Annotated in this window: 27 protein-coding genes and 2 tRNA genes; 14 read left to right on the plus strand and 15 right to left on the minus strand. The window is 37.1% G+C overall.

The window, feature by feature from the left end; all coding sequences use genetic code 11:
• Nucleotides 1-31 precede the first annotated feature (31 nt).
• Nucleotides 32-313, plus strand: a complete 282-nt coding sequence (locus VZD24_RS05640) for a DUF427 domain-containing protein (RefSeq protein ID WP_279449198.1) — start codon at nt 32-34, stop codon at nt 311-313.
• On the opposite strand, the gene VZD24_RS05645 is transcribed toward VZD24_RS05640, so the two are convergent.
• Nucleotides 314-1,390, minus strand: a complete 1,077-nt coding sequence (locus VZD24_RS05645) for an aminotransferase class V-fold PLP-dependent enzyme (RefSeq protein WP_342687104.1) — start codon at nt 1,388-1,390, stop codon at nt 314-316.
• An 88-nt stretch (nt 1,391-1,478) separates the two neighbouring features.
• On the opposite strand from VZD24_RS05645, the gene VZD24_RS05650 reads away from it, so the two are divergent.
• The 4 genes from VZD24_RS05650 to fabD are packed head-to-tail and all read left to right on the plus strand — an operon-like array spanning nt 1,479 to nt 4,186.
• Nucleotides 1,479-1,916 (plus strand): 2TM domain-containing protein, encoded by a 438-nt coding sequence (locus VZD24_RS05650; RefSeq protein ID WP_279449200.1) that lies wholly within the window; start codon nt 1,479-1,481, stop codon nt 1,914-1,916.
• Complete coding sequence (locus VZD24_RS05655; protein ID WP_279449201.1) at nt 1,913-2,398, plus strand: dihydrofolate reductase; 486 nt, start codon at nt 1,913-1,915, stop codon at nt 2,396-2,398. The genes VZD24_RS05650 and VZD24_RS05655 overlap by 4 nt, the downstream gene beginning before the upstream one ends.
• Complete coding sequence (locus VZD24_RS05660) at nt 2,383-3,267, plus strand: fructosamine kinase family protein (RefSeq protein ID WP_342687103.1); 885 nt, start codon at nt 2,383-2,385, stop codon at nt 3,265-3,267. Before VZD24_RS05655 ends, VZD24_RS05660 begins: the two co-directional genes overlap by 16 nt.
• Nucleotides 3,268-3,304: 37 nt before the next feature.
• Nucleotides 3,305-4,186, plus strand: coding sequence for an ACP S-malonyltransferase (gene fabD / locus VZD24_RS05665; protein ID WP_342687102.1), 882 nt, complete (start codon nt 3,305-3,307; stop codon nt 4,184-4,186).
• 91 nt (nt 4,187-4,277) lie between these two features.
• On the opposite strand, the gene VZD24_RS05670 is transcribed toward fabD, so the two are convergent.
• The 4 genes from VZD24_RS05670 to VZD24_RS05685 all read right to left on the minus strand — a co-directional run bounded on the left by VZD24_RS05670 (nt 4,278) and on the right by VZD24_RS05685 (nt 7,630).
• Nucleotides 4,278-4,850: a hypothetical protein gene (locus VZD24_RS05670; protein WP_279449204.1), complete on the minus strand. Its 573-nt coding sequence runs from the start codon at nt 4,848-4,850 to the stop codon at nt 4,278-4,280.
• 270 nt (nt 4,851-5,120) lie between these two features.
• Nucleotides 5,121-6,446 carry a D-serine ammonia-lyase gene (gene dsdA / locus VZD24_RS05675; RefSeq protein WP_342687101.1) on the minus strand — a complete coding sequence of 442 codons (1,326 nt, stop codon included), beginning with the start codon at nt 6,444-6,446 and terminating at the stop codon, nt 5,121-5,123.
• Between the two features lie 60 nt (nt 6,447-6,506).
• Nucleotides 6,507-7,286: a methyltransferase domain-containing protein gene (locus VZD24_RS05680; protein ID WP_342687100.1), complete on the minus strand. Its 780-nt coding sequence runs from the start codon at nt 7,284-7,286 to the stop codon at nt 6,507-6,509.
• A complete protein-coding gene (locus VZD24_RS05685) occupies nt 7,286-7,630 on the minus strand; it encodes a cupin domain-containing protein (protein WP_279449207.1) in 345 nt (114 codons plus the stop codon). Before VZD24_RS05685 ends, VZD24_RS05680 begins: the two co-directional genes overlap by 1 nt.
• Before the next feature lie 193 nt (nt 7,631-7,823).
• Between VZD24_RS05685 and VZD24_RS05690 the strand changes: the two genes are divergently transcribed.
• A complete protein-coding gene (locus VZD24_RS05690) occupies nt 7,824-8,300 on the plus strand; it encodes a hemerythrin domain-containing protein (RefSeq protein ID WP_342687099.1) in 477 nt (158 codons plus the stop codon).
• Between the two features lie 109 nt (nt 8,301-8,409).
• Here the strand turns inward: VZD24_RS05690 and VZD24_RS05695 are convergent, their stop codons facing one another.
• The 4 genes from VZD24_RS05695 to VZD24_RS05710 all read right to left on the minus strand — a co-directional run bounded on the left by VZD24_RS05695 (nt 8,410) and on the right by VZD24_RS05710 (nt 12,265).
• Entirely contained in the window at nt 8,410-8,601 is a 192-nt protein-coding gene (locus VZD24_RS05695) for a hypothetical protein (protein WP_237603294.1), read from the minus strand.
• Between the two features lie 126 nt (nt 8,602-8,727).
• On the minus strand, nt 8,728-10,005 hold the full coding sequence (locus tag VZD24_RS05700; RefSeq protein ID WP_342687098.1) for a metal-dependent hydrolase family protein: 1,278 nt from the start codon (nt 10,003-10,005) through the stop codon (nt 8,728-8,730).
• A 44-nt stretch (nt 10,006-10,049) separates the two neighbouring features.
• A complete protein-coding gene (gene galE, locus VZD24_RS05705) occupies nt 10,050-11,072 on the minus strand; it encodes a UDP-glucose 4-epimerase GalE (RefSeq protein ID WP_342687097.1) in 1,023 nt (340 codons plus the stop codon).
• Between the two features lie 32 nt (nt 11,073-11,104).
• Nucleotides 11,105-12,265 (minus strand): DegT/DnrJ/EryC1/StrS family aminotransferase, encoded by a 1,161-nt coding sequence (locus VZD24_RS05710; protein ID WP_279449211.1) that lies wholly within the window; start codon nt 12,263-12,265, stop codon nt 11,105-11,107.
• 168 nt (nt 12,266-12,433) lie between these two features.
• Here VZD24_RS05710 and VZD24_RS05715 point away from each other — a divergent pair, with 168 nt between their 5' ends.
• The 4 genes from VZD24_RS05715 to VZD24_RS05730 all read left to right on the plus strand — a co-directional run bounded on the left by VZD24_RS05715 (nt 12,434) and on the right by VZD24_RS05730 (nt 14,583).
• Complete coding sequence (locus tag VZD24_RS05715; protein WP_342687096.1) at nt 12,434-13,675, plus strand: 3-deoxy-D-manno-octulosonic acid transferase; 1,242 nt, start codon at nt 12,434-12,436, stop codon at nt 13,673-13,675.
• 143 nt (nt 13,676-13,818) lie between these two features.
• A complete protein-coding gene (locus tag VZD24_RS05720; protein ID WP_342687095.1) occupies nt 13,819-14,037 on the plus strand; it encodes a hypothetical protein in 219 nt (72 codons plus the stop codon).
• A gap of 28 nt (nt 14,038-14,065) precedes the next feature.
• Nucleotides 14,066-14,296 carry a hypothetical protein gene (locus VZD24_RS05725; RefSeq protein WP_279449214.1) on the plus strand — a complete coding sequence of 77 codons (231 nt, stop codon included), beginning with the start codon at nt 14,066-14,068 and terminating at the stop codon, nt 14,294-14,296.
• Between the two features lie 35 nt (nt 14,297-14,331).
• Nucleotides 14,332-14,583 (plus strand): hypothetical protein, encoded by a 252-nt coding sequence (locus VZD24_RS05730; protein WP_279449215.1) that lies wholly within the window; start codon nt 14,332-14,334, stop codon nt 14,581-14,583.
• A 34-nt stretch (nt 14,584-14,617) separates the two neighbouring features.
• Here VZD24_RS05730 and VZD24_RS05735 read toward each other — a convergent pair whose 3' ends face one another.
• Nucleotides 14,618-15,400, minus strand: a complete 783-nt coding sequence (locus VZD24_RS05735; RefSeq protein ID WP_279449216.1) for a LexA family transcriptional regulator — start codon at nt 15,398-15,400, stop codon at nt 14,618-14,620.
• A 168-nt stretch (nt 15,401-15,568) separates the two neighbouring features.
• On the opposite strand from VZD24_RS05735, the gene VZD24_RS05740 reads away from it, so the two are divergent.
• On the plus strand, nt 15,569-16,165 hold the full coding sequence (locus VZD24_RS05740; protein ID WP_373693812.1) for a TIGR03915 family putative DNA repair protein: 597 nt from the start codon (nt 15,569-15,571) through the stop codon (nt 16,163-16,165).
• A 52-nt stretch (nt 16,166-16,217) separates the two neighbouring features.
• Entirely contained in the window at nt 16,218-16,478 is a 261-nt protein-coding gene (locus VZD24_RS05745) for a hypothetical protein (RefSeq protein WP_279449217.1), read from the plus strand.
• Nucleotides 16,479-16,599: 121 nt separating this feature from the next.
• Here the strand turns inward: VZD24_RS05745 and VZD24_RS05750 are convergent.
• The 3 genes from VZD24_RS05750 to mutS form a co-directional block, all read right to left on the minus strand.
• Nucleotides 16,600-16,683: transfer RNA gene (locus VZD24_RS05750), tRNA-Leu, on the minus strand.
• A 130-nt stretch (nt 16,684-16,813) separates the two neighbouring features.
• Nucleotides 16,814-16,886 (minus strand) — tRNA-Gly (locus tag VZD24_RS05755).
• Between the two features lie 97 nt (nt 16,887-16,983).
• On the minus strand, nt 16,984-19,599 hold the full coding sequence (mutS, locus tag VZD24_RS05760) for a DNA mismatch repair protein MutS (RefSeq protein WP_342688773.1): 2,616 nt from the start codon (nt 19,597-19,599) through the stop codon (nt 16,984-16,986).
• A 207-nt stretch (nt 19,600-19,806) separates the two neighbouring features.
• On the opposite strand from mutS, the gene VZD24_RS05765 reads away from it, so the two are divergent.
• Nucleotides 19,807-20,340: an RNA methyltransferase gene (locus VZD24_RS05765; RefSeq protein WP_279449219.1), complete on the plus strand. Its 534-nt coding sequence runs from the start codon at nt 19,807-19,809 to the stop codon at nt 20,338-20,340.
• 74 nt (nt 20,341-20,414) lie between these two features.
• Here the strand turns inward: VZD24_RS05765 and VZD24_RS05770 are convergent, their stop codons facing one another.
• Together VZD24_RS05770 and VZD24_RS05775 are read right to left on the minus strand one after the other, a co-directional pair.
• Nucleotides 20,415-21,326: a geranylgeranylglycerol-phosphate geranylgeranyltransferase gene (locus tag VZD24_RS05770; protein WP_342687093.1), complete on the minus strand. Its 912-nt coding sequence runs from the start codon at nt 21,324-21,326 to the stop codon at nt 20,415-20,417.
• Between the two features lie 48 nt (nt 21,327-21,374).
• Nucleotides 21,375-22,313 (minus strand): mevalonate kinase family protein, encoded by a 939-nt coding sequence (locus VZD24_RS05775; RefSeq protein WP_279449221.1) that lies wholly within the window; start codon nt 22,311-22,313, stop codon nt 21,375-21,377.
• Nucleotides 22,314-22,662: 349 nt separating this feature from the next.
• Here VZD24_RS05775 and VZD24_RS05780 point away from each other — a divergent pair, with 349 nt between their 5' ends.
• A complete protein-coding gene (locus tag VZD24_RS05780; protein ID WP_342687092.1) occupies nt 22,663-25,836 on the plus strand; it encodes a CHAT domain-containing protein in 3,174 nt (1,057 codons plus the stop codon).
• The last annotated feature ends 2 nt before the right edge of the window (nt 25,837-25,838 follow it).

Consider the following 25,838-nt stretch of genomic DNA (forward strand, 5'->3'; position numbering starts at 1 on the left):
CGAATCACAAAAACCCAAAACAATACAATAAATGAAAGCCATTTGGAATACTAAAATTATTGCAGAATCTGACAAAACAGTCGTTATTGAAAACAATCACTATTTTCCCGAAGACGCAATAAAATCTGCCTACTTCAAAAAAAGTGATACCAAAACACATTGCCCATGGAAAGGCGATGCTTCATATTATACCATTGAAGTAGATGGCGCTGTTAATAAAGATGCGGCGTGGTATTATCCGGAACCCAAATACGCCGCCAAAGCCATAAAAAATCACGTGGCATTTTGGAAAGGAGTATCGGTAGTTGAATAGCTATTTTAAAATACGAACCAGCTTGTCTAAATCTTCTTCGGTGTTATAATAGTGAAAACTCACTCGAATTCCCCCGCCCCGAAGTGAACAAATAATATTGTTTTCCATCAGTTTTTTAAACTGCGATTTATCGCCTTTCAAATTATAAATTGAAGAATGCTTTTCGCGAAGCAATGTATCGTTTTTTAATAGGCCCATCGCTGCAAAACTCGCTCTCGCTTTGGTGGAAAGGAATGCTATTTTTTTATATATATTTTCGGTTCCCAGTTTTTCCTGAAATAATATAGCCTGCTCCAAACTTCCGTAATTTAAGGTGTCTTGGTGGCCCGGTTCAAAATGCTTCATAAAAGCAGTTTCGGCAGGCAAACTCTCAAAACGTTCGGCAGAATTAAACCCAATGGTTTTTGGGAAAATACGTTCTCTTACAGATTTCTTCACCATAATAAATCCGTTACCATAGCCTGCATTTAGCCATTTATAAGCACTCGCGCCCAAAACATCGATGGCGTTTTCAGCAAAGCTAAATTTCTCCGCACCCATATATTGCGTACCATCGGCAATTGTTAGCAAATTGGGATAACAGCTTTTTAACCGTTTCAAAAATTCAAAATCTATTTTAATCCCACTTTGCCATTGTACAATGCTAAACATAAAAATATCTGGGTTGTGCTTTATAACAGCTTCTTCAATATTTTGTTCTAAATGTTCATCAATTTCGGCATAACAAACTTCAAAATCTCTTGTTTCAACAGGCCAATTTACAGACGGATAATCGTTTTTAAGAAGCAATACTTTCTGCCCTTTTAAAAGTCCTTCCAAAACGCTATTTATTCCAAAGGATATATTGGGAATTAGGGCAGTTTCAGTTGCACGGGCATCAAAAAAGTTAGAAACGGTTTTCCTAATTTCTTCAATATGAAGTTTGTGCTTATCGCGAAAAACGCTGGCATGGTTCATTAAATCCATATCGTGCTGGCGGCGCCATTCTATAATAGGTTTTGAAATTACGCCGTTTGAAGCAGTATTTAAATACGTACAGGTTTTTAGCGCTGGAAAGTGTTTTTTTAAATCTTCCATAAGTGCGTGGCCAAAATGGCGAATTTTAGGTATTTTTACATTGCTGAATGCATCAGTAAAAGTTCAATTTCAACGAAAGTAACCAACTATGTTTTCAAAAGCTAAAAAAACCGAAAGAATTGACGCCGAACAACGCGAACAGTACGAGTACGCGCGCCAACGTATAAAACAGAAAAAAAACCTGATGCGCCATTTTGTTCTGTTTTTAGTAGGCTCAGTACTATTAATAATTATTAATCCTGTTTTGGGTTACGGTAATGAAACCTTATTCCAAAACTGGTTTGTGTGGGCTATCTTAATCTGGACATTTATATTTCTTGTACATCTTTTTAACGTTTTTGTGATGAATAAGTTTATGGACAAAGAATGGGAAGATCGGCAACTTGAAAAACTAAAAGCCCGACAAGCCGAACGTATTGCCGAACTTCAGAAAAAAGTAGATACAGAATTACAACTGCCCACCGCGCCGCCAGCGACTCCAAAAAAAGACCAGTTAAACAATCCTTTACCGCCAGACGTACAATGATTACAATGATTGCCGCCGCTGGCGAAAATAACGAACTAGGAAAAGACAATGGGCTGCTTTGGCATTTACCGGATGATTTTAAACGTTTTAAAGAGTTAACCACCACGCATTATATTATTATGGGGCGCAAAACGTTTGAATCGTTCCCGAAGCCACTTCCCAATAGAACGCATTTGGTAATTACTCGAAATAAAAACTACAAAAAACCGGGCGCAGTGGTGGTGCACAGTATGGAAGATGCACTTGAAATTTCAAAAAACGATTCGCAACCTTTTATTATCGGAGGGGGCGAAATTTATAAAATGGGCCTGCCATTTGCAGATAAAATTGAACTTACCCGCGTTCACGGCGCCTTTAAGGATGCAGATACTTTTTTTCCAGAATTTTCAAAGGACCATTGGCAGCTAATTTCTAAAACAGAACACGCCAAGGATGAAAAACATAAGTATTCCTTTACGTATGAAACTTGGATTCAGAAATAGCGTTAATTGCTTTCCCGTATCAATTGGAAAAACTACTTTCGGAAATAGCATCGCAAAACAACCTTCAATTAATTGATGCGCAACCACTATCTGGGGGCGACATTAACCAAGTTTTTCTTTTAAATTGTAAACAAGAGCGTTTTGTTGTGAAATTGAATAATACCTCAAAGTTTCCCAATATGTTTGTTGCCGAAGCGGCAGGTTTGCAATTGCTTAAAACCTCGGAAAGCTTTAGCATACCCGAAGTAATGACAACCGGCACTTCCGAAAATACTTCCTATTTGTTGATGGAATATATTTCTGTTGGTAATTTACGTAGTGATTTTTGGAGCCTATTTGCCGAAAAGCTGGCGACCCTTCATAAAACCACTCAGCAAAATTTTGGATTGGACCACGACAATTATATAGGTAGTTTAAAGCAGCAAAATAACATCTGTATTTCTGCTTCAGAATTTTACATTACACAAAGATTAGAACCGCAATTTAAATTAGCGTCCAACCATAAATTTCATTTTAAAAATCTTGAAATATTGTATAAAAATATTTCAGAAGAAATCCCGACTGAACCTCCTTCATTAATTCACGGCGATCTTTGGAACGGAAATTTTTTAATTTCAGAAAAGGGAGAGGCCTTTTTAATAGACCCGGCAGTAGCTTTCGCATCGCGCGAAATGGACCTTGCCATGATGAAACTTTTCGGTGGTTTTCCAGAAGAAGTTTTTTATAATTATAGCGCTATTTTTCCTTTAAACGAAGGCTGGGAAAAACGTGTATCACTGTGGCAACTGTATTATTTATTGGTTCATTTAAATATTTTTGGCTCAGGCTATTTACCGCAGGTGAACCAAATAGTAAATCGATTTTTATAGAATTAATCCTATTTTTGTAATTCTAAATCAACTAAAAATGAAAGCATACATATTTCCCGGACAGGGCGCGCAGTTTACCGGAATGGGTAAAGATCTTTACGAAAACTCTTTAAAAGCAAAAGAACTTTTTCAACAAGCAAACGAAATTTTAGGATTTGACATTACCAAAATAATGTTCGAAGGCACTGCAGACGAGTTAAAAGAAACCAAAGTAACCCAACCCGCTATTTTTCTTCACTCCACTATTTTAGCCGAAGTGATGGGTAGCAAGTTTAAGCCAGATATGGTTGCTGGGCATTCTTTAGGCGAAATTTCGGCTTTGGTGGCCAACAAAACGCTTGCCTTCAGCGATGGCTTACAGTTGGTTTACAAACGTGCTTTGGCAATGCAAAAGGCTTGTGAAGTAACGCCTTCAACTATGGCCGCAGTTCTAGGTTTGGATGATCATTTGGTTGAAGAAATATGTGCAAATACTCCTGGAATCGTGGTTGCCGCAAATTATAATTGTCCCGGACAGTTAGTAATTTCAGGCGATGTTAATGCTGTAGAAAAAGCTTGTGAAAGTTTAAAAGAAGCTGGCGCACGTAGAGCTTTAATTTTGCCAGTAGGCGGCGCGTTCCACAGCCCGTTGATGGAACCTGCTCGCGAAGAATTGGCAGCAGCTATTGAAGATACACATTTTAAAAAGCCAGCTTGCCCCATTTATCAAAATGTTTCAACCTTTGCTGTGACTGAACCATCAAAAATAAAGGAAAATCTCATCTTTCAACTTACAGCTCCTGTAAAATGGACCCAGAGTGTTCAAAACATGATTAAGGATGGCGCAACCAATTTTGTAGAAGTTGGTCCCGGCAATGTTCTCCAGGGATTGGTAAAGAAAATTGACAGAAATGCCGAAACTGAAAAAGGCGAGGCATAAAATTTTAGATACCTTGCGGTATAAAATATTAAAACCTTCGGCACCAATGCTACCGAAGGTTTTTCAGATTTTTAGAGAATCTTAAATATATTTAAAATCTATAGCCTATTAAAATCCCACCTCTAAAATATCCTTCTGGTGCATAATCATCATTTAAAAGGTATCTTCCACCTCCGGCACTAATCTCAAAAGTAAAGCCATTATTACTAACCCATTTTTGACCAATAGCTAGCCCAATTCCTGTATCGAACCAGTTATTTTTAGTTGTACCTTCTATATATGTATCTGTATTTGGATTGTAGTCGTAATAATATATTTCGTGCTCACCAGTGGCCAGCTGTAGCGACCCTTCAACAAAAAGACCCCGTGCCCCGTATTCTTTTTTATTTAAAAAATACTGTCGATAATAAGGTGTAAAGGCAAACTTTTGACCATAATCTCCGATAGTTTCTCCGTCCGTATTAAAACTGATGGCGGCACCTGCTCCAGAGTATTTACTGATAACATATTCATAATTTATTTCAATTGTTTTAAAAACTAATGCTTCAAAACCATCGAGTCTAAATTCGTGCTTGCCCTGCGGTCCTGCATCAAAATTTTTCGACTCTTGGGCAAAGCCTATAAACGACCCGCTCATTAAAATTAAAAACAAGATTTTTTTCATAGTATATCGCAGTATTGAGTTGATTTTTTTTGAGGAAATTTCTTCATCATCCAAGGGGTAATATTAGTAATTATATTGCAGATTATTATATATATCGCTCTAAATAAATTATGATTTATTTTTTATATAATAATGGATAAAATTAATTTATCAAATAAAAAAAACAGTTTTATTCGTTGAGAATTGTGGCATTTTTAAAATTGGAAATAGAGCAAACCTAATGCGGCTGATAGGGCTGTGCTATTCCATTCGGTTAAAGTATTTTTACTATTAAACCAGAGCTTCTGATCCGCGTTTATAAAATTCTTCTCGTTCAAAACTGGGTACTAAATCACCCCCTGTTGCCCAAACAATATGGGTAGCATTTTGCATGTTCAAGTTGTTCTTTTCGGCGTAATTTGTAGTGGCAATTCGTTGCGGTCCAATTAAACCCGCGGTGGCAGATGGCTCCAAAAATATCTTTTCAGTGTCCATCAATTTCGCCAATAGGATAAAAAGTTGTTCGTCTTCTATGGTATAAATGCCGCTCACCAAATGACTACTTACTGAAGTTGCAAAATTAGATGGGCGCCCCACTGCCAGACCATCGGCCTCGGTCTTATTGTCAACACCAATATCCTGAACACTTATATTGCTCATTTCGCCAGTTACCAATCCTGTTAAAACGGCTGGAGAATGTGTGGGTTCCACAAAAAAACAATGCACATTGTCGCCATAAATTTGTTTTAGCCCAAAGGCCGTTCCACCTGGAGAACCGCCAACGCCACAAGGAGAATAAACAAACAGTGGATGCTCTGCATCTACCTTAATATTGGCCTCTTCCAATTGTTTTACTAAGCGGAGCGCACCCACGGTGTAGCCCAAAAATAATTCGTAGGAGTTTTCATCATCCACAAAATACGCCATTGGGTCGGCGTTCGTTTTTTGTCTGCCTGCGAGAATCGCTTCACTAAAATCGCCATCAAACTCAATCACTTCAACTCCTTTGGAACGCAGCAAATCTTTTTTCCAGATTTTGGCATCAGCCGAAACATAAACCGTAACCTGAAATCCCAATTTGGCACTAATAATTCCAATACTCAATCCCAGGTTGCCAGTAGAACCCACTCCAATTTTATACTTGTTGAAGAATGTCTTGTATTTATCTGTCGTAAAATCAGCGTAATTGTCTCCTTTTTTCAAAATACCTGCTTTTAACGCCAATTTTTCGGCATAGTGCAATACTTCAAAAAAACCACCGCGTGCTTTAATCGAACCCGCAATTGGAAGGGCGTTGTCGCATTTTAGAAAGTAGTGTCCTTCAATTTTTGTGTTTTCTTGGTTTAAAAGCGACTTCATATTTTGAATTTCCATTAACGGAGATTCCAACACACCATTGGTTTTTGCAGTGGTTGGAAATGCATTAACAAAGAAGGGGGCAAAGCGCTTCCATAATTGCTCAGCAGCATCCATATCTTTCTTTTTAATAGGAAAAGAAGGCATTTCCGAACTTGGTTTTCTGTTGGGATTTAGCCAAACCACAGGTTTTAAATTCATAATATCCTTTAAAAGAGGTATTTCTTTAATAAAAGAATCTATTTTATTTTTTGAATACATTGTTTTTAAGTGAATTATTTTTAAAATTTCATACTTAACTGAAACTATTTATTTTTACATTCAAGGTTTTTGGGCAATTATAGCATATGAAGTCATTTGGTTTTCATACTTATTGAAGATTTTTCGCATCTTTAAAATTCGTTTTTTGGCAGCCGGATGCGAGAGAATATTAAAACCTATTTTAAGAGCTCTAAAAATTCCTTCATCGGCAATCATTCGTTTGGGTTTTAGAAGATGCATTGGCGATTCATAGATTGCTTTTATCACAAACCCTTCATTTTCCAAAAGCTGGCACCATTCCTTTTGGGTTAAGGGGCGCGCATTTACGCGAATGGTCTGTGCCAACTTCCGTTGAATGGTCTCTTTAAATTTAACGTCCAGTTCATTGGGAGTTAAACCGAGTTCGTGAATACCGTAAAGCCCGCCCTTTTTAAGAATTCTAAATGCTTCTCTTATAATTTCCGATTTGCGCTTATCAACCTGCATTGTGAGTATCGCTTCACCTAAAACCTTGTCTGCACTTTCATCTTTTAGCCCAGTTTGGGCCGCAGAGGTATTAATTATTGTTGCCGTTTTTGCACCGTTGAGCTTTTTCCGTAATTTTGCGGTAGCTTCTTCATTTAGTTCTATTCCGGTATAATTTTTTGGTTTTTCCTTAAGTATCTTAGCCATTGTAAAGCCTATCCCAGGCGCAAATTCAACAAAGGAATCTTCAGGACAAACATGCATCCCACCCACCAATTTTGAGGTGAGTTTTTTTCCGCCAGGACGCAATACTTTTTTTCCCATATTGGCGAGAATCCAGTGGCCTTGTTCGGTATTTATTGTTTTATGACCCATCAGGAATTTTTTGCAACATCGTCCACTCGTTTTGCGGAATCTGCTTTGTTTAAACTTAAACGTACCGTACTGGTTTGTAAAGCTTTTAAATCGTGTGGCACACCGCCTTCCAGCGCTACCAAATCTCCCTTTTGCAAATTGTGAATAACTCCATTTATCCCAAATTCAATGCTGCCCTCAAAAACTTCAACTACAATCGGAAAAGGTGTTTTGTGCTCTTTCATTACATGACCCTCCTTAAATGCAATTCTTATTTCCTTTCCTGTTTCGGTTTCCATTAAAACTTGAATGGTCGGACGAGTTTCGTGATATTCAAGTTCCTTAACTAATGATGCTAATTTCATATATATTTCTTTTTTTAAATTTCTTATTTAGAATCATTCAAAATTAAGGATTATTTATAGAATAGCCTTGCAAAAAATTTATAAATTTTTGGACTATGATTGAACTCATAAGCCACGTTAAAGAATTCATGCAAATTTGCATACTAATAATTAAGACTCAATTAATTTAAATTAAACCTTATAGACGCTAGAAATGAACAAAACAACAAAGAATCCGAAGGTAGAACTAACGCCTATTATTGAAGAACACGACGAGGTTATCCTGCTCTGCGAACGCATACGACTGGGACTACGCAATAAAGTTGATGCCAAACGAATTAAAAAATATATTGATTGGTTTAAGGCGAATTATTTAGACGCTCATTTTGATATGGAGCAAAAAAACATTTTTCCAATTCTAGGCGAAAATAATGTACGTGTTAAGAGAGCCTTAGCAAATCACAGAAGACTAAATAGGTTATTTGCAGAAACCGCCGAACTAAACAAGATACTGCACAAAATAGAAGAAGAACTAAGCAATTATATTAATTTTGAAGAGCGCATTTTGTATAAAGAAATTCAACTTGTTGCTACCGAACAACAGTTAGAAGTAATAGAAAATGGTGAACAACAAATAGTTTTTTCCGATGAAACGTGGAAAGACAGATTTTGGTTATCCTTAAGTGCTTAAAAGAGTAGCAATGTATTAAAACAAAAAAACACCGAATAAAGCTTTCGCATTCGGTGTTTTGGTATAGTAAAAGATTTATTGAAACTTTAAATCTTAAATTTTTTGTTCATTAAGCGCTTATCCTACAATCTTCACAATCTTTAGTTTTACCATAATAAGTTTCACGGTATTTGTGAAGGGTTTTAAATGGAATGCTCAAAAATGTTTTTTTTATGTAGATCACGCTTGTTGTGAACATTCCCATTTTTTCTGTAAATCGTTTTTCTGTTTTTGTTTGTCGTTTCACTGAAACTAACTTCATCTTTGTTTTTTTGATCCCCTTTGCCTTATTTTTAAAGCGAAAGTACAGGATACTGTTCGGGTGCAAAGAAACAAAGGCTTAGCTCCAATTGCAAATAATTAACGTTAAATATGAATTAAACTTTGATTAATTCTTATAAATTACCCCGTTTTTCATAATAAAAACTACATTTTCTAGCGATTTGATGCTTTTTATTGGATTATCCTCAACTGCGATAATATCTGCTAAAAACCCGGGGGCGATTTGTCCTATTTCATTCTCTGCATTTAGAAGCTGTGCCGGAATAATAGTTGCCGATTGAATTGCTTGCATTTCTGGCATTCCAGCTTCAACCATATAACCAAATTCTTTTGCATTTTGTCCATGTGGGAATACACCCGCATCGGTTCCAAAAACTATGGGCACTTCTTTCTTGTACGCTCGTGCAAACATTTCTTGAATTTTCGGGCCAATCTCCAATGCTTTCGGTACAATTATAGCCGGATAATAATTTTCAATCTTAGCTTGATCGCTTACAAACCTGCCAGCGCTAATTGTAGGCACTAAATAAGTATTGTGTTTTTTCATTAATTCCATGGTTTCGTCGCTCATAAGCGTGCCGTGTTCAATGGTTTTTACACCTGCGCGAATGGCGCGCTGCATACCTTCATCGCCATGGGCGTGCGCTGCTACCGGCATTTCATAATCTTTTGCAGTTTGTACAATAGCTCGAATTTCATCTTCTGAAAATTGCGGGTTTTTACCGCTTTTCGCAACACTTAAAACCCCTCCTGTTGCAGTAATTTTTATCCAATCTGCACCATTTTTGTAGCGTTGCCGCACAGCTTTTGCAGCATCTTCAACGCCATTTACAACCCCTTGGGCAGGACCGGGATCTCCCATCAATTCTTTTTTTCGTCCGTTTGTGGGATCTGCGTGCCCACCCGTTGTAGCCAAAGCTTTTTCCGCAGTATAAATTCGTGGCCCATCGGATTTTCCACTGTTGATTGCATTGCGAAGGGCAACATTTACGCCACTTCCTCCTAAATCGCGTACTGTGGTAAATCCGGCTAGCAAAGTTCGGCGGGCAATTTCAGCAGCATTAAAAGCAACATCGGCATCGTTTAAAGTAAATGGTTTTAAATATTGATCGCGGCTGGTTTCCCCTTCAATATGTACATGCATATCTATTAAACCAGGTAGCACTGTTTTATTTTTTAAATCAATTACCCGATCTTCAGGATTTTTGGGAGTTAAATATCCTGTTTCAATACTAATAATTTTGTTGCCCGAAACAATTATTGTCTTCTCCGAAAGTTCTTTACCGCTTTTGGTGTCAATTAATTTACCACAGTGTAGATAAACATCCTGTGCATTGCTTGCAATAAAAACGAGTAAAAGCAAAAGGGTTAGTAGCTTCTTCATATTTGTATTTTAAATTATAAACAGTGTTATTACGCTCAGTGTTATTACGCTATTTCACGAACTTTCTTCTCCCACTTCCAAGCTGAAGCCAAAGCATCTTCCATAGTTTTTTCGGCTTTCCAACCTAAAATTTCATTTGCCTTCTTTGTGTCTGCATAAACCGAAATAACATCGCCCGGACGACGGTCCACAATTTTGTAATTCAGTTTTTCACCCGTGGTTTTTTCGAAAGATTCTACAACCTCCAAAACAGAGCTGCCTCTGCCGGTACCTAAGTTAAAAACCTCGAACTGTGTTTCATTTTTGTTTAAAAGTAAGCGTTGCAATGCAGTAACGTGGGCTTTTGCCAGATCTACTACATGTATATAATCGCGAACACAACTACCATCTTCGGTAGGATAATCATCTCCAAAAACCGATAGCTCCTTTCGGACCCCGGCAGCGGTTTGGGTAATAAACGGTACAAGATTCTGTGGCACGCCCGCCGGTAGTTCGCCAATTTCGGCAGTTTCGTGTGCTCCAATGGGATTAAAGTATCGCAGTGCTATGGACTTTAAAGTTGAAATGGAACACGCATCCTTTAATATTTCTTCACTTATCTGTTTGGTGTTTCCATATGGAGAAGTTGCAGCCTTAACAGGGGCGTTCTCTGTAATTGGAAGTGAATCTGGCTCGCCGTAAACCGTGCAGGACGAACTAAAGATAAAGTTATTTATACCGTACGCTTTGCACTCCTGAAGTAAATAGATAAGTGTATTTAGATTGTTTTCGTAATAAAGCAACGGATTTTCAACACTTTCGCCCACCGCTTTACTGGCAGCAAAATGAATAATCCCTTCTATATCTTGATTTCTTTTAAAGAAGTCTATAACATCTGCTTTTATTCTAAGATCGAGTCTTTCGAAACTGGGCGCTGTTTTAGTGATGTTGGTCAATCCCTCCAAAACATCAATTGAAGAATTTGAAAGGTTATCGATTATGATAACTTGAAAACCTGAATTTTGAAGTTCAACTACGGTGTGACTTCCTATATAGCCCAATCCGCCAGTTACTAGTATTTTTTTCATATGTGTGCCCGATAATGTGGGAATTAGTTTAATTAATATTTCTCAATAAAATTAATTACCGTTTTTGTTATAAAATCTATTTGTTCATCATCCAACTCGGTGTGCATTGGCAGCGAAATAACTTCATTTATTAACTGATTGGTAACCGTGAAATCTTCTTCTTTATAACGTTCATCTCTATACGCCTTTTGCAAGTGTAATGGAATTGGATAATAAACTCCACACGGAATTCCTTTTTCATTTAAATGGTTAACCAACGCATCGCGATCTGCATTAATTATTTTTAAAGTGTATTGATGAAAAACGTGACAATCGCAAACATCGCATATAGTTTGCGTGTTATTGCAAAAACCGGTGGGCGTTACTATATTTTTTACACCTGCAAAAGCCTCGCTATATTTGCGGGCTGCATTTCTGCGGGCCGCATTATATTCATCTAAAAGGGGCAGCTTTGCACGTAGCACTGCGGCCTGAATGCTATCTAACCTACTATTTACACCCACAACATCGTGATGGTAACGCACGTACATACCGTGGTTTACAATACCGCGAATGGTATGTGCTAAATCATCATCGTTTGTAAAGATCGCGCCGCCATCGCCATAGCACCCTAGATTTTTAGAAGGAAAAAAAGAGGTTGACGCAACATGACCAATAGTGCCGGTTTTCATTTTAGTACCGTCTTTTGATGTGTAATCTGCACCAATGCCTTGCGCGTTATCTTCAATTACATAAAGATTGTGTTCTTCGGCTATAGCCATAATTTCGTCCATATTAGCGGCCAGGCCAAAAAGATGCACGGGAACTATGGCTTTGGTTTTGGGCGTTATTGATTTTTTAATAGCTTCAACATCTATATTAAAATTTACCGGATCTACATCTACCAAGACCGGGGTTAATTGCAAGAGCGCGATAACCTCAACAGTTGCAGCAAAGGTAAAATCGGCAGTAATTACCTCATCGCCGGGTTTTAATCCAAGCCCCATCATCGCTATTTGTAATGCATCGGTACCATTGGCGCAGGGAATCACGTGCTTCACCCCCAAGTATGTTTCCAATTCTTTTTGAAATTGATGTACCTCGGGACCATTCACAAAAGCGGTAGTTTCAATAACGTTTAAAATGGAACTGTCTACCCGCTCCTTTATTTTTTGATATTGACCTTTAAGATCAACCATTTCTATTTTTTTCATAATTACCCCGCCCCAGCGGAAACTTTAAATTGAACTTCTTTTCTTTCAGTTCGGTAAAATTACGAAAATGATATTTGTTTGAATTGAAGAAGTTACCTTATTGAATTATTACTTTATTGCGCCAACTAATTGAAAATTGGTTCCTGAAATTTGGTATTTTTGTTTTGTATGCGCACCTTTTATAATGTAATAATTTACTTAGTGTCCTTCGGGCTACACATTGCGGCACTTTTCAGTAAAAAGTTAGCGCTCTTTATTTCGGGCAGAAAAGATGTTTTTAAAATTTTAGAAAAAAAGATTTCGGCTGCAGATAAAACTATTTGGTTCCACTGTGCCTCTTTGGGCGAATTTGAACAAGGGGTACCAATAATGGAAGCTGTAAAAAAAATAAAACCCAACCATAAAATTATTGTCAGTTTTTTTTCGCCTTCGGGTTTTGAAAATAAAAAAAATACTCCTTTGGCAGATGCGGTGGTCTATTTACCGATAGATACCGCCATAAACGCTCGAAAATTTATTTCGGCAATTACGCCTACTCTTGCCATCTTTGTGAAGTACGAATTTTGGCCCAACTACTTATTCGAACTTCAGAAAAAGAACATCCCAACGCTTTTGGTTTCAGGTGTGTTCCGGAAAAATCAGATATTTTTTAAAAGCTATGGCGGGTTTATGCGAAGAGCTCTTGGCACTTTTAATCATTTTTTTCTACAGGATAAAGATTCTGAAACACTTTTGAAAGGTATTGGCATTAAACAAACTACCGTGAGCGGCGACACACGTTTTGACCGGGTTTCGCATCAAATTGAAATTGACAATACTTTAAAATTTGCAGCAGAGTTTAAACAAAATTCTGTTTGTATTGTCTGCGGAAGTACGTGGCAGGAAGATGAAAATGTACTAATAGACTATATAAATTCGGCTCCCGACACAGTAAAATTCATTATTGCCCCGCATAAAATTGAAAGTGATAAAATAGCCGCTTTCACCACCAAAATAGTAAAGAAAACGGTGCTTCATTCCGCAATAGACGAAGTAAATATTTCAGAATACAATGTATTAATAATAGATTGTATAGGTTTATTGACCAAACTTTACAATTATGCAGATATTGCGTATGTGGGCGGTGCAATGGGTAAAACGGGACTTCACAATATCTTGGAACCTGCTACTTTTGGTGTGCCCATTGTAATCGGTAAAAATTTTGATGCATTCCCAGAAGCCATTCGTTTGCGCGATCTAGCTGGTTTATTTGCCGTAAAAAATGCTGCTGAAGCCAATGAAATTCTTTCCAAATTAGTGAACGATGAACATTTCCGAAACAAAACTGGAATGATTGCCGGTCACTTTGTAAACAACAATACGGGCGCTACAAAGACTATTGTTAACTGGATTTCCCACAAATTAAAATGAGCAACTTTTTTATTAAATTTTAATGATAACGATCGCTCAATTAATTTCAAATTAGTATTTCCTTTACATTATTTAGTATTTAATTATACATTTCATAATTTTAATCACTTAGCTTTGTTCTAACAATTAAAAACAATCTAATTATGAAAAAACTAATTTTGGTACTTGCTGTTGCTTTAATAGCTTTTAGTTCGTGCCGTGAACAGAAAACGGAAACAAAGGAAGTAGTACGTGAAGTACACGTAGAAACTGAAGCCGATAATGACAATGAAGGTATTCTAGAAAGAGCCGCTAAAGAAGTGGATAAAGAAGTGAATCAAGAAATTGACAAGAAAATCGAAGATATAGGTAACGACGATTAATAAATAACCATCATAAAAAATAACTAGTATGAAAAAGCTAATAGTAAGTTTGGCACTCGTAGTAGCATTTAGCACTGCTTTTGTATCGTGCCGCGAAACTAAAAAATCCGACGATGTTGAAGACGTTGTTGACGACGTTAACGACGAAATAGAAGACATGACAGATGATGATGCCACAGACCCCGTAGAAAACACAATTCAAGAAGGTGTTAACGAAATACAGGAGAATACAGGTACTGGCGGAACTGACGACATTTAACAACAAACAATTTGAACCAAACTAAAACACTAAATATGAAAAAAGTAGCAGTAATTTTATTAAGCGCAGCATTCCTATCTGTAGGATTTACCTCGTGTAGAGATCAGGAAAAAGAATTGTCTGAAGAAGAAGCAATAATTCAAGAAATGCAGGCAGAAGGCGCTGACACAAAAGTAAAAAGCGACGACGGCGACACAAAAATAAAAATGGAAACCGAAACGAAAGAAGTGAAAATTAAAACTGATGAAGACGGAGATTCCAAAATAAAAGTGGACGTTGACAATTAAAATCCGTTAATCCAAAAAATCAAAACCGACTAAATTAGTCGGTTTTTTTTTGCGTTATTCCTATAACCTGCGCTTTTAGATCGTCCATAGATTGTTGTAACTGGCGCAGCAAATTACTTTCTGACGGCTCGTCAATTCCGAAGGTTAATTTGCTATTTACCATCCACAATTCTTGAATATCCTTCACTTTTACATCAATTGGCAGATATTCCTCATTTAAAGATATTAGCCTAATTGCCTGAGGATTATTAGGTATTTTCTGCAATTTTTTCACCAGTACGGAATCTCTTAAAACAACGATATAAATTTTACTGTCGGCAGCTTCATTTATACTAGGTACAGCCCTACCTAAAACCCATTCATTTGGCCGAATATTCGGCAACATACTATCACCTTCTACCTGAAAACCGCGATAGGATGCGTTTCTATATTCTGGCAAAGGAATATTAAATGCCGGAAGCGTTTGGTACCATCCCACATCGTGTATATTGTTGGGGTATCCGGCAGCTGCTTTTTGGTTCACTAAAATAATAGAATCTTCACCCGTTGTATCTAGCGTTAAAACTTTTGGACTTACATCACCACGACTCGTATCTATATATTTTTCAAAACTTTTACCATAAATCCATAACGGATTTATATTAAACTGCGCCATGAGCTCCATCACAACCTTCCCGGTAATTTTGGTTTTTCCTCTTTCAATATCGGCGGTTGTTGCACCAATTTCTAGCAATTCGGCAAAGGATTGCTGGGTATGCCTTAGCTCTTCGCGAATTTTCTTAAAACGCTGAGCTTCTATAGATAGTTTAGATTCCATACACAAATATACTATTATTTGGAACATATCCTAAAAATACAATGGATTTAATCCAATATGATTGGAATATTTCCGTATTTTTGGCAAAATTCCAAATCAAGCTATGAATTTCGAAAGAATAAATGAAAAATTAAGCATCCTTGCCGATGCAGCAAAATAGCAAACAGGGTGTGGAACGGCCTATCAAAAAAAATAAGTGCGCAAGGCAAAAGAAAACTTTACAAAGCTTATTTAAGTGAAATAGCCTCTATTGAAAATAGCATTCTGTATTACATACGGCGTGCAATAAATGCAAATAATAATATAGAGAAGGATTATACCGATCCCTACATTTTAGAAATTTCCAAAGTTTGCAAAAAAGTAGATCGCGAAAAACATAGAATGGACGCTTTTGTTCGGTTTAAATTAACCAAAGACCAAATTTATTTTGCCACAATTGAACCGGATTTTAATGTTTTGCCTCTTAATTCAGACCATTTTCAAAAAAGATACGCAGACCAAAAATGGCTTATTTACGATTTAAAAAGAAAATATGGCTTGTATTACAATCTTAAACAAGTGCAAACTGTTTCAATGGAAATAGCTTCAAACATAAACACCGAAAGCAGCGCACTGGCCTACTTCACCCCCGAAGAGATGCAATTTCAGGAACTTTGGGGCAACTACTTTAAAAGCAGCAATATAGCTTCGCGAAAAAATATGCAACTGCACATAAAACATATTCCGAAACGATACTGGAAATATTTATCTGAAAAAAAATTTTGAATCATTTTTTTAATTACTTTTGCGCACTATTAATCACTAATTTATTATCACAATGAAAAAAATATTCTTATCACTTACTGCTCTTGCACTAGTTGCTTCTGTTTACTCTTGTAGAGAAACTACATCTGAAAACGCTGAAGAAACTGCTGAAACTATTGAAGTTGAAACTGAAAACGCAATGGACGAAGCTGGCGAAGCTATCGACAACGCTGCTGACGCTACTGGCGAAGCAATGGAAGATGCAGGTGAAGCTGTAGAAGAAGCTGCTGACGACACTAAAGAAGCTGTAGAAGACGCTACTGACGGTCAATAAGCCTTTTTTATCAAAAAGCATACGAGCCTTTTCTTAACCGAAAAGGCTTTTTTTGTGCGAATTTTTACGAACTTTCTTGGCATAAAAAAATCCCCTCTGTTTTTCAACAAAGAGGATTCTGTACTCGAGGCGGGACTTGAACCCGCACGACCAGATGGTCACAGGATTTTAAGTCCGGCGTGTCTACCAATTCCACCACTCGAGCTTAAAAATGATTGTCTAACACAATCTTGGACTTAACAAAAAATGCCGAGCATTCGGCATTTAAAGCGTAGCGAAAACGGCTTCCACAATTTGATGGAACCCGCAACCTCCTTAGAGATTCTCGCATTGTGAGCGAAAAACGGGATTCGAACCCGCGACCTCCACCTTGGCAAGGTGGCGCTCTACCAACTGAGCTATTTTCGCAGAATTTTAATGAACGTCGCTTCCTAGTGAAAGCGGGAGCAAATTTAAAAATTTTACTTCAAAAGCAAAGTGTTTTTAAAGAAATTATTAATGAATTTTATTTTTTAATTTTTACAGTTGCATTTCGTTGTAACATACGCCGTATTTCATTGAGTTTCATTAAAGCCTCTACAGGCGTAAGTGTATCAATATCAATGTCTAATATTTCTTCGCGCAACTCTTCGAGCAACGGATCGTCTAACTTAAAAAAGCTCAACTGCATTTCTTCCTTTGAAACTGCTTTCATTTCTTCGGTCAATTCTTCCGAGGCGTGACTTTTTTCCAGCCGTTTTAAGATTTTATTCGCCCTTAAAAGCACAGCTTGGGGCATACCTGCCATTTTTGCAACGTGTATTCCAAAACTATGCTGACTGCCACCTGGGACCAATTTTCGAAGAAAAAGCACGTTGTCTTTTAATTCCTTTACCGAAACATTGTAATTTTTAATTCGCTCAAAGGTTTCGGTCATTTCATTTAATTCATGATAATGGGTTGCAAAAAGCGTTTTTGCGTGCGTTGGATGTTCGTGTAAGTATTCACTAATGGCCCATGCAATTGAAATTCCATCATAAGTACTGGTGCCTCGTCCAATTTCGTCTAAAAGAATTAAGCTGTTTTCCGATAGGTTGTTCAGAATACTTGCCGTTTCGTTCATCTCTACCATAAAAGTAGATTCGCCCATAGAAATATTATCGCTTGCCCCTACTCTTGTAAATATTTTATCTACACAGCCCATCCGTACCGCCGAAGCCGGAACAAAACTCCCCATTTGCGCCAGTAAAACAATTAAAGCTGTTTGCCTAAGAATAGCAGATTTACCGCTCATATTAGGCCCCGTAATCATAATAATTTGCTGGTTTTCGCGATCGAGAAATACATCGTTTGCAATATAGGGCGCGTCGGGCGGAAGTTGCTTTTCGATAACCGGATGACGCCCCTCTTTTATATCCAAATCAAATGAATTATCTAGCAACGGGCGCGTATAATTAGCTTCCCGTGCCTGTGTAGCAAACGAGCACAAACAATCTAACTGCGCAATTAAAGCTGCATTTTGCTGTACCGAACTAATATATTGAAGCAGCCAATTCACAAGTTTTGCAAAAATTTCCTGTTCCAATGCCAGTATTTTTTCTTCGGCGCCAAGAATTTTGGTTTCGTATTCTTTAAGTTCTTCGGTTATATAGCGCTCTGCACTAACAAGCGTTTGCTTTCTAATCCACTCTTCCGGAACTTTGTCTTTATGGGTATTTCGGACTTCAATATAATAGCCGAAAACATTATTTGAAGCTATTTTAAGCGAAGTAATACCCGTGCGTTTTGTTTCGCGTTCCAGCATTTCATCTAAATATTCCTTGCCATTTGCAGAAATATTCCGAAGCCCATCGAGCGTTTCTGAAAAACCTTCGGCAATTGAGTTTCCTTTTAAAATATTTACCGGAGCGTCCTCAAAAAGGGTTTCTTTTATTTTATTTCGAAGTAATTCGCAATCGTGCAATTGTTCCCCAATAATTTTTAGCGATTCGTTTTCCGAATGCATTGCCAACGTTTTTATGGGAACTACCGCCTCCAACGAATTTTTAAGTTGAATAAGCTCGCGCGGATTAACCTTGCCTGTTGCTACTTTAGAAATAAGCCGCTCTAAATCGCCAATGCGTTTGGTGTTTAATTGAATTTTTTCCAAAATGGCTGGGTTATCCAATAAAAAACTCACTACTTCGTGACGGCGGTTTATTTTTTCGGCATTTTTTAGCGGAAGGGCCATCCAACGTTTTAAAAGCCTTCCACCCATAGGCGAAATTGTTTTATCTATTACGTCTAAAAGCGTTACCGCATTTTGCTGATTAGAATGGTAAAGTTCCAAATTGCGAATGGTAAAGCGGTCCATCCACACGTACTCGTCTTCGGCAATTCGGGCAATACGCGATATATGCTGAAGTTTGGTATGCCGTGTTTCGCTTAAATAATGAAGTGCTGCACCGGCAGCAATAATACCATCTTCCAGATGATCTACGCCAAATCCTTTTAAATTTTTTACATCAAAATGTTTTGTAAGTGTTTCAAATGAATAATCGGTTTGGAAAATCCAGTCTTCCAAGTGAAAAACGTGATATTCATTCCCGAAAGTTTCGGTAAAATGCTTTCGTTTTTGTTTCGAAAAAAGCACTTCCGAAGGCTTAAAATTCTGAAGCAATTTATCTACATATTCCGCAGATCCTTCCGAAACCAAAAACTCGCCCGTGGAAACATCTAAAAACGATACGCCCAAATTTTTTGCTCCAAAGTGAACCGCTGCCAGAAAATTATTAGATTTAGACTGTAAAATATCGTCGTTAAAGGCTACGCCTGGGGTAACCAGTTCGGTAACTCCGCGTTTCACTATTTTCTTTGTTAATTTTGGATCTTCCAATTGGTCGCAGATTGCAACCCTGCAACCGGCCATAACCAATTTTGGTAGGTAGGTATTTAACGAATGGTGCGGAAACCCAGCAAGCTCCATATTATCACCGCCATTGTTGCGGGCGGTAAGTGTAATGTTTAAGATTCTAGCGGCACGTACGGCGTCTTCCCCAAAGGTTTCGTAAAAATCGCCCACACGAAAAAGCAGCAAAGCATCAGGATACTTAGCTTTAATAGTGTTATACTGTTTCATCAAGGGGGTTTCTTTCTTCGCCATAACAAATGCCCAAATTACGGGTATCTTTTTATAAATCTACAATCGATAAAAATAAGCAAATTGCAGTTTTCTATAAAATGAAGTAGTACTGATTTATTGGGTTTTATCAACAATAATAGCACATTACCGACCCCGAGTTGTTTTTACCTTTAATTTACCGAGCACCAAATTTCCAATTAACGAATTAACCAGTAACTTTGCGCCCTTATGAAATACCGCAAACTTAAAAATAGCGAATTAGACCGTATAAATCCTGAAGAATACAAGGCTTCGGATAAAACTCCGTTGATTATAATTTTGGACAACATTCGGAGTTTGAACAATATAGGCTCGGTTTTTCGAACAGCAGATGCTTTTTTAGTGAAGAAAATTTATCTCTGTGGCATTACTGCGCAGCCGCCGCACAAAGATATTCAAAAGACAGCTTTGGGCGCAACAGAGAGTGTAGCTTGGGAATATGCCGAAAACACATTAGATGTTGTATCAAAACTAAAGAACGATGGTGTTTTTGTGGCATCTATCGAGCAGGCTGAACTGGCGGTAAACCTAAACGATTTTTCTGTGCAAAATGATTTAACCTACGCCGTAATTTTTGGAAATGAAGTAAAGGGCGTTCAACAAAAAGTAGTCTCTGCCAGCGATGCCGTCATAGAAATTCCGCAATTTGGCACCAAACATTCGCTTAATATTTCGGTAAGTGTGGGTGTGGTAATTTGGGATTTTTTCGTAAAGTTGAAGTAGTTAGTCTCGCTGGTCCTTTTCATTTAAACTCAATGAAGCAGACTATCTTTTATGCATAACCTTCACTACTACTTTTAAAAAATTCTACTTGTTAATAATTCTACGTGAATTAACACAATACTGAAAACGCCTAAGACTATGGCAAATTTTAAAATGTTGTGAAGGATTATATAATGCGTTTTTGTTCTAGAATACCATAAAACCGCAAGAAAAAAAGCAAGCCCCATAATACTACCATAAAAATAAAAGTGCATATAGCCAATTTCATCCTTAAATTTTGTGACAAGTAAAATGATGGGAACTAGCGTTAACACACTTAAAAGAGACAGCATGCGCTTTGCCATCCTTTCGCCGTAAACCACGGGAATGGTATTGTAACCGTGTGTTAAATCGCCCGTAATGTTTTCGAGATCCTTCACCAGTTCGCGCATAGAAATTAATAGAAATAGAAAAGTAGCGTGTACAAAAATTACAACGTCAAAATTGCCATAATGCACAAAAATCGCAAAGAATGGTACAACTGCAAGTATCGCTGCAGTTATGTTTCCTATAAAAGGATACTTCTTTAATTTATGTGAATAGAACCACAGAAAGAAAATATAGATAGAAAAAAATAATACCGCTTTAAACGAAACATAGCTTGCAAAAACCACCGACAAAAAGTTGAGTACAAAATATGCAGAAAGCTTGGTGCGCTGACTTACCAGTTTATCCAACATTGTTTTGTGCGGCCGGTTAATCAAATCTTTTTCGCTGTCGTAAAAACTGTTTATAATATACCCTCCTGCAATTGCTGAGGAAGAAGCCAGTACGAGCATCAATAAATTACCATCGAACAACACCTGCCTAACGGGCAAATCTGGCGCTAAAATATAAATACTTGTAAGATATTGGGCAATTACAATAATTAAAATATTATATCCGCGAACTACTGAAAACAGGCTGAAAAACTTTAGTAAGAAGAGTTTTTGTTTTCGGGATAGCATAGTGCAAAATTGAAAAATTCTGAAAATATTTCAGAGCAGAAAAATTTCCTAAAAACTATAAACCACTTCCAGTTTATAATCTTTTAGTGCTTTACGGGCCTTATCAATATCTTCGGTGAAGCCTAGCATATAGCCGCCGCCGCCAGAACCGCAAAGTTTTAAATAGTAGGCATTGCTATCAATTCCCTTTTTCCAAAGCTTGTGAAATTGCGCAGGAATCATAGGTTTAAAATTGTCTAACACTACTTTTGAAAGTTGTTTAATATTCCCGAATAACGATTTAACATCGCCTTGTAGAAAATCTTCAACACAGGCATCGGTATGTTTTACAAACTGATCTTTTAGCATATTCCTAAAACCTTCCTGTTTCATATTCTCCATAAAAATCTGCACCATCGGCGCGGTTTCACCTGTACTACCACTATCTAATAAAAACACAGCACCTTTGCCATTTTCGGTTTGCGAAGGTATGCCGGCAGGTTCAATATTATCTTTGGAATTAATTAAAATAGGAAGACTCAAATAGCTATTTAAAGGATCTAAACCCGAAGACTTTCCGTGGAAGAAGGATTCCATTTCGGCAAAAATTGCTTTCAGCGCCAACAGTTTTTCACGGGTGAGGTTTTCGAGTACGGTAATTTTATCGTTCGCATATTTATCATAAATAGCGGCAACTAACGCCCCACTACTACCAACGCCATAACCCTGCGGGATACTGCTATCAAAATACAATCCGTTTTCCACATCGGCTTTTAAAGCTTCCAAATTAAATGAAACCAATTTTGGGTTTTCAGTTTCGAGTGCTTCCAAATATTCTGAAAAGCGTTTTAAACTCGCATTAGACTTATGAGTAGCAACAGTATGATGTGCATCTATTTTCAGTGCTCCGTTATAAAAATTATACGGAATGGAAAGTCCTTTAGAATCTTTAATAATTCCATATTCACCGAAAAGCAAAATTTTTGAGTAAAAGAGCGGGCCGCGCATAAGCTGTTTAGTTGTATCTATAAAATTACAGTTTTTTATTCTTAATACCGAAATATGCCACAAAGATAGGGTTTTTAAAGATTATAGTTTCACAAAGATTTCTCAATAATAGCAAACATTTTTAATTTAATGCCCTGTCCTAAAGCCGAATATTGTAAAGAACACCTCATAGATTACTAAAAAATAAGTTGTATCTTTCTTTTAAATATTCCTCAACTACGTATTATCTTTAAAAAAGTATTCCTAAATGACTTTTAAAATCTTGAGATTCCTCGTCTTCTTCCAGCTCGTTTTTTTTTCAGTTTGTTTTCAATGCTATTCGCAACAAAAATACAGTTCCGTAAAAAAAATGCACACGCTTATTGCGCAGGATTCTCTTGAAAAAGCCCGCGCTGAGCTTTCAAAAATCCTTACACGTTATCGTACCGAAAAAAAATACGACAGTCTTTACAAATACATTCAATTTGTGGGTGATTTTAAATTAAGCAATGGCAACAATAATTTAGCCATACAAAAAGCCGAGGCGCTTTTAGCCGAAATAAAAACCCACGCCACCCCACAGTATATTGCCGAAGCTATTGCAGAAATGACGTGGGTTTACGACTATGCCGGACAAACACAAAACGCATACAACATCTTGTTCGAAAACCTATCAATTACCAAAAAAAATAATGCTGCCAATAATAAAATTGAAGCTAACTTTGAATATAAAATGGGGTATTATGCAGCAAAAATGGGAAACTATCCGCTTGCGAACAAACATTACCAAACTGCCTTGCGCATCTTAAATAAAATAAAAGAACCAGATTACGTTTTTTACAATCAGGTTTACAATGCACTCGGTGGAATGATGTGGCAAGAGGCTAAGCTAGATAGTTCTAGATATTACTTTGAGGAGGCGATAAAAGTTTTGGCAAAAACCGATGAAAGCGATATAATGAACCGTCATTATCGTCCGGCCCTTATAAAAATGAACCTTGCCGTTTTATGGAATGCCCTCGGCAAAAACCGTGAAGCCATTAAAATTTCTAAAGAAGCTATCTCTGGATTTCAGGCGTATATAGAGCAATCTACAGATAATGCAAGAAAAATTGAAGCAAAAAACCAGCAGTGTGTTACCCTTGATAATATGGCGGTTTTTTACAATACTTTGGGTGAACATTCCCGCGCTCAGGAACTAATAGAATATTCGTTCGAACAGAAAAAAAAGTTCCTTGAAAAAAACGATATCAATCTTATTATTTCAAATATAATCTTGGCTGAAGCAAAAATTGCAAGTAGAGATTTTGAGGGAGCTGCCATAAATGCAGATCGGGCATTAGAGCTTTTAAAAACGAGCCCCGGAGCAAACCTTTATTGGGAAGCCGGAGCTCTTAACACGCGGGCAACTATATATGAGTCTTTAGGAGATGTAACCAATGCAGAACTCTATTATCAAAAAGGCGAAACGGCATATAGAAATACTTTGGACGGAAATTATCCGAAAGATTTTTTAGACGGGTTGCAGACCCATTCGCTCTTTGCTGCTAAAAATCAATTTAGAAAAAAAGCAATTGCCCTAGCTGAAGAAATATACAATTACACCCACACGGGCGATTTTAAAAATACCTTACAGGAATTCTATCACATAATCAATTTGGCACAAGTACATTTTTTACTTAAAGATTATGCCGAAGCAAAAAAATACAGTACCGAAGCCCTCGATTTCAACATTATAAAGAAAGGTGAAAAATTAAGCACGGCAGATTCTATTCTCAGTCAGTACCGAAAGCCACAAGCCTTACTAATAAATGCTGCGTCTAAATATTATTTAGAAGAAAATAAAAACCCCGATTTTTTAAAAGAATTGCTAGCACAAGTAGATGAGGGTATCGCTATTTTAAACCAACGAAAAAAAGTGGTGAACAACCAGGAAGACATTATTTTACTACTTGCCGAAAATGAAGAGCTTTTAGACTTTGTTGAAAAAATAAGGCTAGAGTTATACCAGATTACCGAAAATCCGGAATATTTAGATAAACTTATCGCCCTACACGAATCCAGTATTTACAACCGTATCCGGTCGCGATTGGATTTGCGTGAAAATATAACCTTTAAACATATTCCCAATAAAGTTGTGGCACGCGAATACTTACTAAAAAATAATATGGTTTCTGCATTTAACAATTCGGAAGAAACTAATATTGCTTCTTTTTTTAAGGCGTCAGAAAACTGGGAACAGTTTTTAGATTCGCTGAAGCATCACTTTCCCAAATATTACAAAATGCGCTATGCAACCCTTGAGGAACCCATTACAGATCTGCAACAAAAAATACCCAATAACACAACGGTAATCCGATACATTTTTATTGAAAACGAACTTTATGCTTACGTAGTTTCTTCGGTTTGGAAAAAAATGATACACCTTAATTTTTCTTCGGTTAAAGAGCATATCACAAAACTACAAGATGATGCTTTTTCAGTTGAAAAAATTAGTCCATTATTATTCGACTTATATCAGGCACTATGGCTGCCATTAGAAAGTTATATTAACACCCAAAAGGTAGTGATTGTACCGGACCGTGAACTTTTTAATCTCAGTTTTGAAATTCTTACACCAAAACGCATTGCTACTTTTAAGGAAATGGCGTCCAATAGCTTGTTGGCCAATTACGACATTTCGTATAATTTTAGTTTGTTGCTGTATAAAGACAACAGAAAAGTTGCGGAGTATGCGTCAGAGTTTATTGCCTTTGCACCTGGATTTAATGAAGTAATGAAGAAAAACTATAAACATGCCATAAAAGACTCGGTAAATTTAGATAAAGCCTATTTAAAACTTTTGCCACAACCCTTTAGTGAAGATTTAGTAAAACAGTATGCCCAAGAGTTTAACGGGAGTTATTTTATAAATGAAAAAGCAAATAAAGAAAAGTTTATTGCCAATGCAAAAAAACATAAAATTATACATATTGGGACGCACGCAGAAAGCAATAATATAAGCCCAGAATTAAGCCGATTAATTTTTGCAAAAACCCCGGAGAGCGTAGAAAATTACAACGAAAACTCATTGTATTCATTCGAGATATACAACATAGATCTTTCTTCCAATCTCGCTATTTTAACAGCCTGCGAAACCGGCAAACCTACCTATCAAGCCGGTGAGGGGATGATTTCCTTGGCGCATGCTTTTAACTATGCGGGAAGTGAAAGCATTTTAACCAGCCTCTGGGAAATTGATGAAGAGTCCAGTGCTAAAATTGTAAAATTGTTTTACGATAATCTTGCCCAAAAAATGCCCAAAGACGAAGCATTGCGCAAGGCAAAAATACGTTATATTCAAACCGCCGAAGGCCGTACAGCATCGCCTCACTATTGGGCGGGTTTAATACTTATAGGCGATTCGGCTCCTATTATTTTAAAAACTAGTGTAGCTTGGTGGTGGTATGCTTTGGCTGGGATTGTTGGTTTTTTATTACTATTTTTTATCGTGAAGAATAAAAAAGAAACTATGAATACCGAACACCAGAACAATGAATCCTAAAG

This window comes from Aequorivita flava (assembly GCF_038742595.1).
Taxonomy (GTDB): domain Bacteria; phylum Bacteroidota; class Bacteroidia; order Flavobacteriales; family Flavobacteriaceae; genus Aequorivita; species Aequorivita marisscotiae.

What these genes read in the sequence shown, in the direction of transcription:
- VZD24_RS05640 (WP_279449198.1), top strand. Translation starts at nt 32, where the DNA reads ATGAAAGCCATTTGGAATACTAAAATTATTGCAGAATCTGACAAAACA.
- VZD24_RS05645 (WP_342687104.1), bottom strand. Translation starts at nt 1,390, where the DNA reads ATGGAAGATTTAAAAAAACACTTTCCAGCGCTAAAAACCTGTACGTAT.
- VZD24_RS05650 (WP_279449200.1), top strand. Translation starts at nt 1,479, where the DNA reads ATGTTTTCAAAAGCTAAAAAAACCGAAAGAATTGACGCCGAACAACGC.
- VZD24_RS05655 (WP_279449201.1), top strand. Translation starts at nt 1,913, where the DNA reads ATGATTACAATGATTGCCGCCGCTGGCGAAAATAACGAACTAGGAAAA.
- fabD (WP_342687102.1), top strand. Translation starts at nt 3,305, where the DNA reads ATGAAAGCATACATATTTCCCGGACAGGGCGCGCAGTTTACCGGAATG.
- VZD24_RS05670 (WP_279449204.1), bottom strand. Translation starts at nt 4,850, where the DNA reads ATGAAAAAAATCTTGTTTTTAATTTTAATGAGCGGGTCGTTTATAGGC.
- dsdA (WP_342687101.1), bottom strand. Translation starts at nt 6,446, where the DNA reads ATGTATTCAAAAAATAAAATAGATTCTTTTATTAAAGAAATACCTCTT.
- VZD24_RS05680 (WP_342687100.1), bottom strand. Translation starts at nt 7,286, where the DNA reads ATGGGTCATAAAACAATAAATACCGAACAAGGCCACTGGATTCTCGCC.
- VZD24_RS05685 (WP_279449207.1), bottom strand. Translation starts at nt 7,630, where the DNA reads ATGAAATTAGCATCATTAGTTAAGGAACTTGAATATCACGAAACTCGT.
- VZD24_RS05690 (WP_342687099.1), top strand. Translation starts at nt 7,824, where the DNA reads ATGAACAAAACAACAAAGAATCCGAAGGTAGAACTAACGCCTATTATT.
- VZD24_RS05695 (WP_237603294.1), bottom strand. Translation starts at nt 8,601, where the DNA reads ATGAAGTTAGTTTCAGTGAAACGACAAACAAAAACAGAAAAACGATTT.
- VZD24_RS05700 (WP_342687098.1), bottom strand. Translation starts at nt 10,005, where the DNA reads ATGAAGAAGCTACTAACCCTTTTGCTTTTACTCGTTTTTATTGCAAGC.
- galE (WP_342687097.1), bottom strand. Translation starts at nt 11,072, where the DNA reads ATGAAAAAAATACTAGTAACTGGCGGATTGGGCTATATAGGAAGTCAC.
- VZD24_RS05710 (WP_279449211.1), bottom strand. Translation starts at nt 12,265, where the DNA reads ATGAAAAAAATAGAAATGGTTGATCTTAAAGGTCAATATCAAAAAATA.
- VZD24_RS05715 (WP_342687096.1), top strand. Translation starts at nt 12,434, where the DNA reads ATGCGCACCTTTTATAATGTAATAATTTACTTAGTGTCCTTCGGGCTA.
- VZD24_RS05720 (WP_342687095.1), top strand. Translation starts at nt 13,819, where the DNA reads ATGAAAAAACTAATTTTGGTACTTGCTGTTGCTTTAATAGCTTTTAGT.
- VZD24_RS05725 (WP_279449214.1), top strand. Translation starts at nt 14,066, where the DNA reads ATGAAAAAGCTAATAGTAAGTTTGGCACTCGTAGTAGCATTTAGCACT.
- VZD24_RS05730 (WP_279449215.1), top strand. Translation starts at nt 14,332, where the DNA reads ATGAAAAAAGTAGCAGTAATTTTATTAAGCGCAGCATTCCTATCTGTA.
- VZD24_RS05735 (WP_279449216.1), bottom strand. Translation starts at nt 15,400, where the DNA reads ATGGAATCTAAACTATCTATAGAAGCTCAGCGTTTTAAGAAAATTCGC.
- VZD24_RS05745 (WP_279449217.1), top strand. Translation starts at nt 16,218, where the DNA reads ATGAAAAAAATATTCTTATCACTTACTGCTCTTGCACTAGTTGCTTCT.
- mutS (WP_342688773.1), bottom strand. Translation starts at nt 19,599, where the DNA reads ATGGCGAAGAAAGAAACCCCCTTGATGAAACAGTATAACACTATTAAA.
- VZD24_RS05765 (WP_279449219.1), top strand. Translation starts at nt 19,807, where the DNA reads ATGAAATACCGCAAACTTAAAAATAGCGAATTAGACCGTATAAATCCT.
- VZD24_RS05770 (WP_342687093.1), bottom strand. Translation starts at nt 21,326, where the DNA reads ATGCTATCCCGAAAACAAAAACTCTTCTTACTAAAGTTTTTCAGCCTG.
- VZD24_RS05775 (WP_279449221.1), bottom strand. Translation starts at nt 22,313, where the DNA reads ATGCGCGGCCCGCTCTTTTACTCAAAAATTTTGCTTTTCGGTGAATAT.
- VZD24_RS05780 (WP_342687092.1), top strand. Translation starts at nt 22,663, where the DNA reads ATGCACACGCTTATTGCGCAGGATTCTCTTGAAAAAGCCCGCGCTGAG.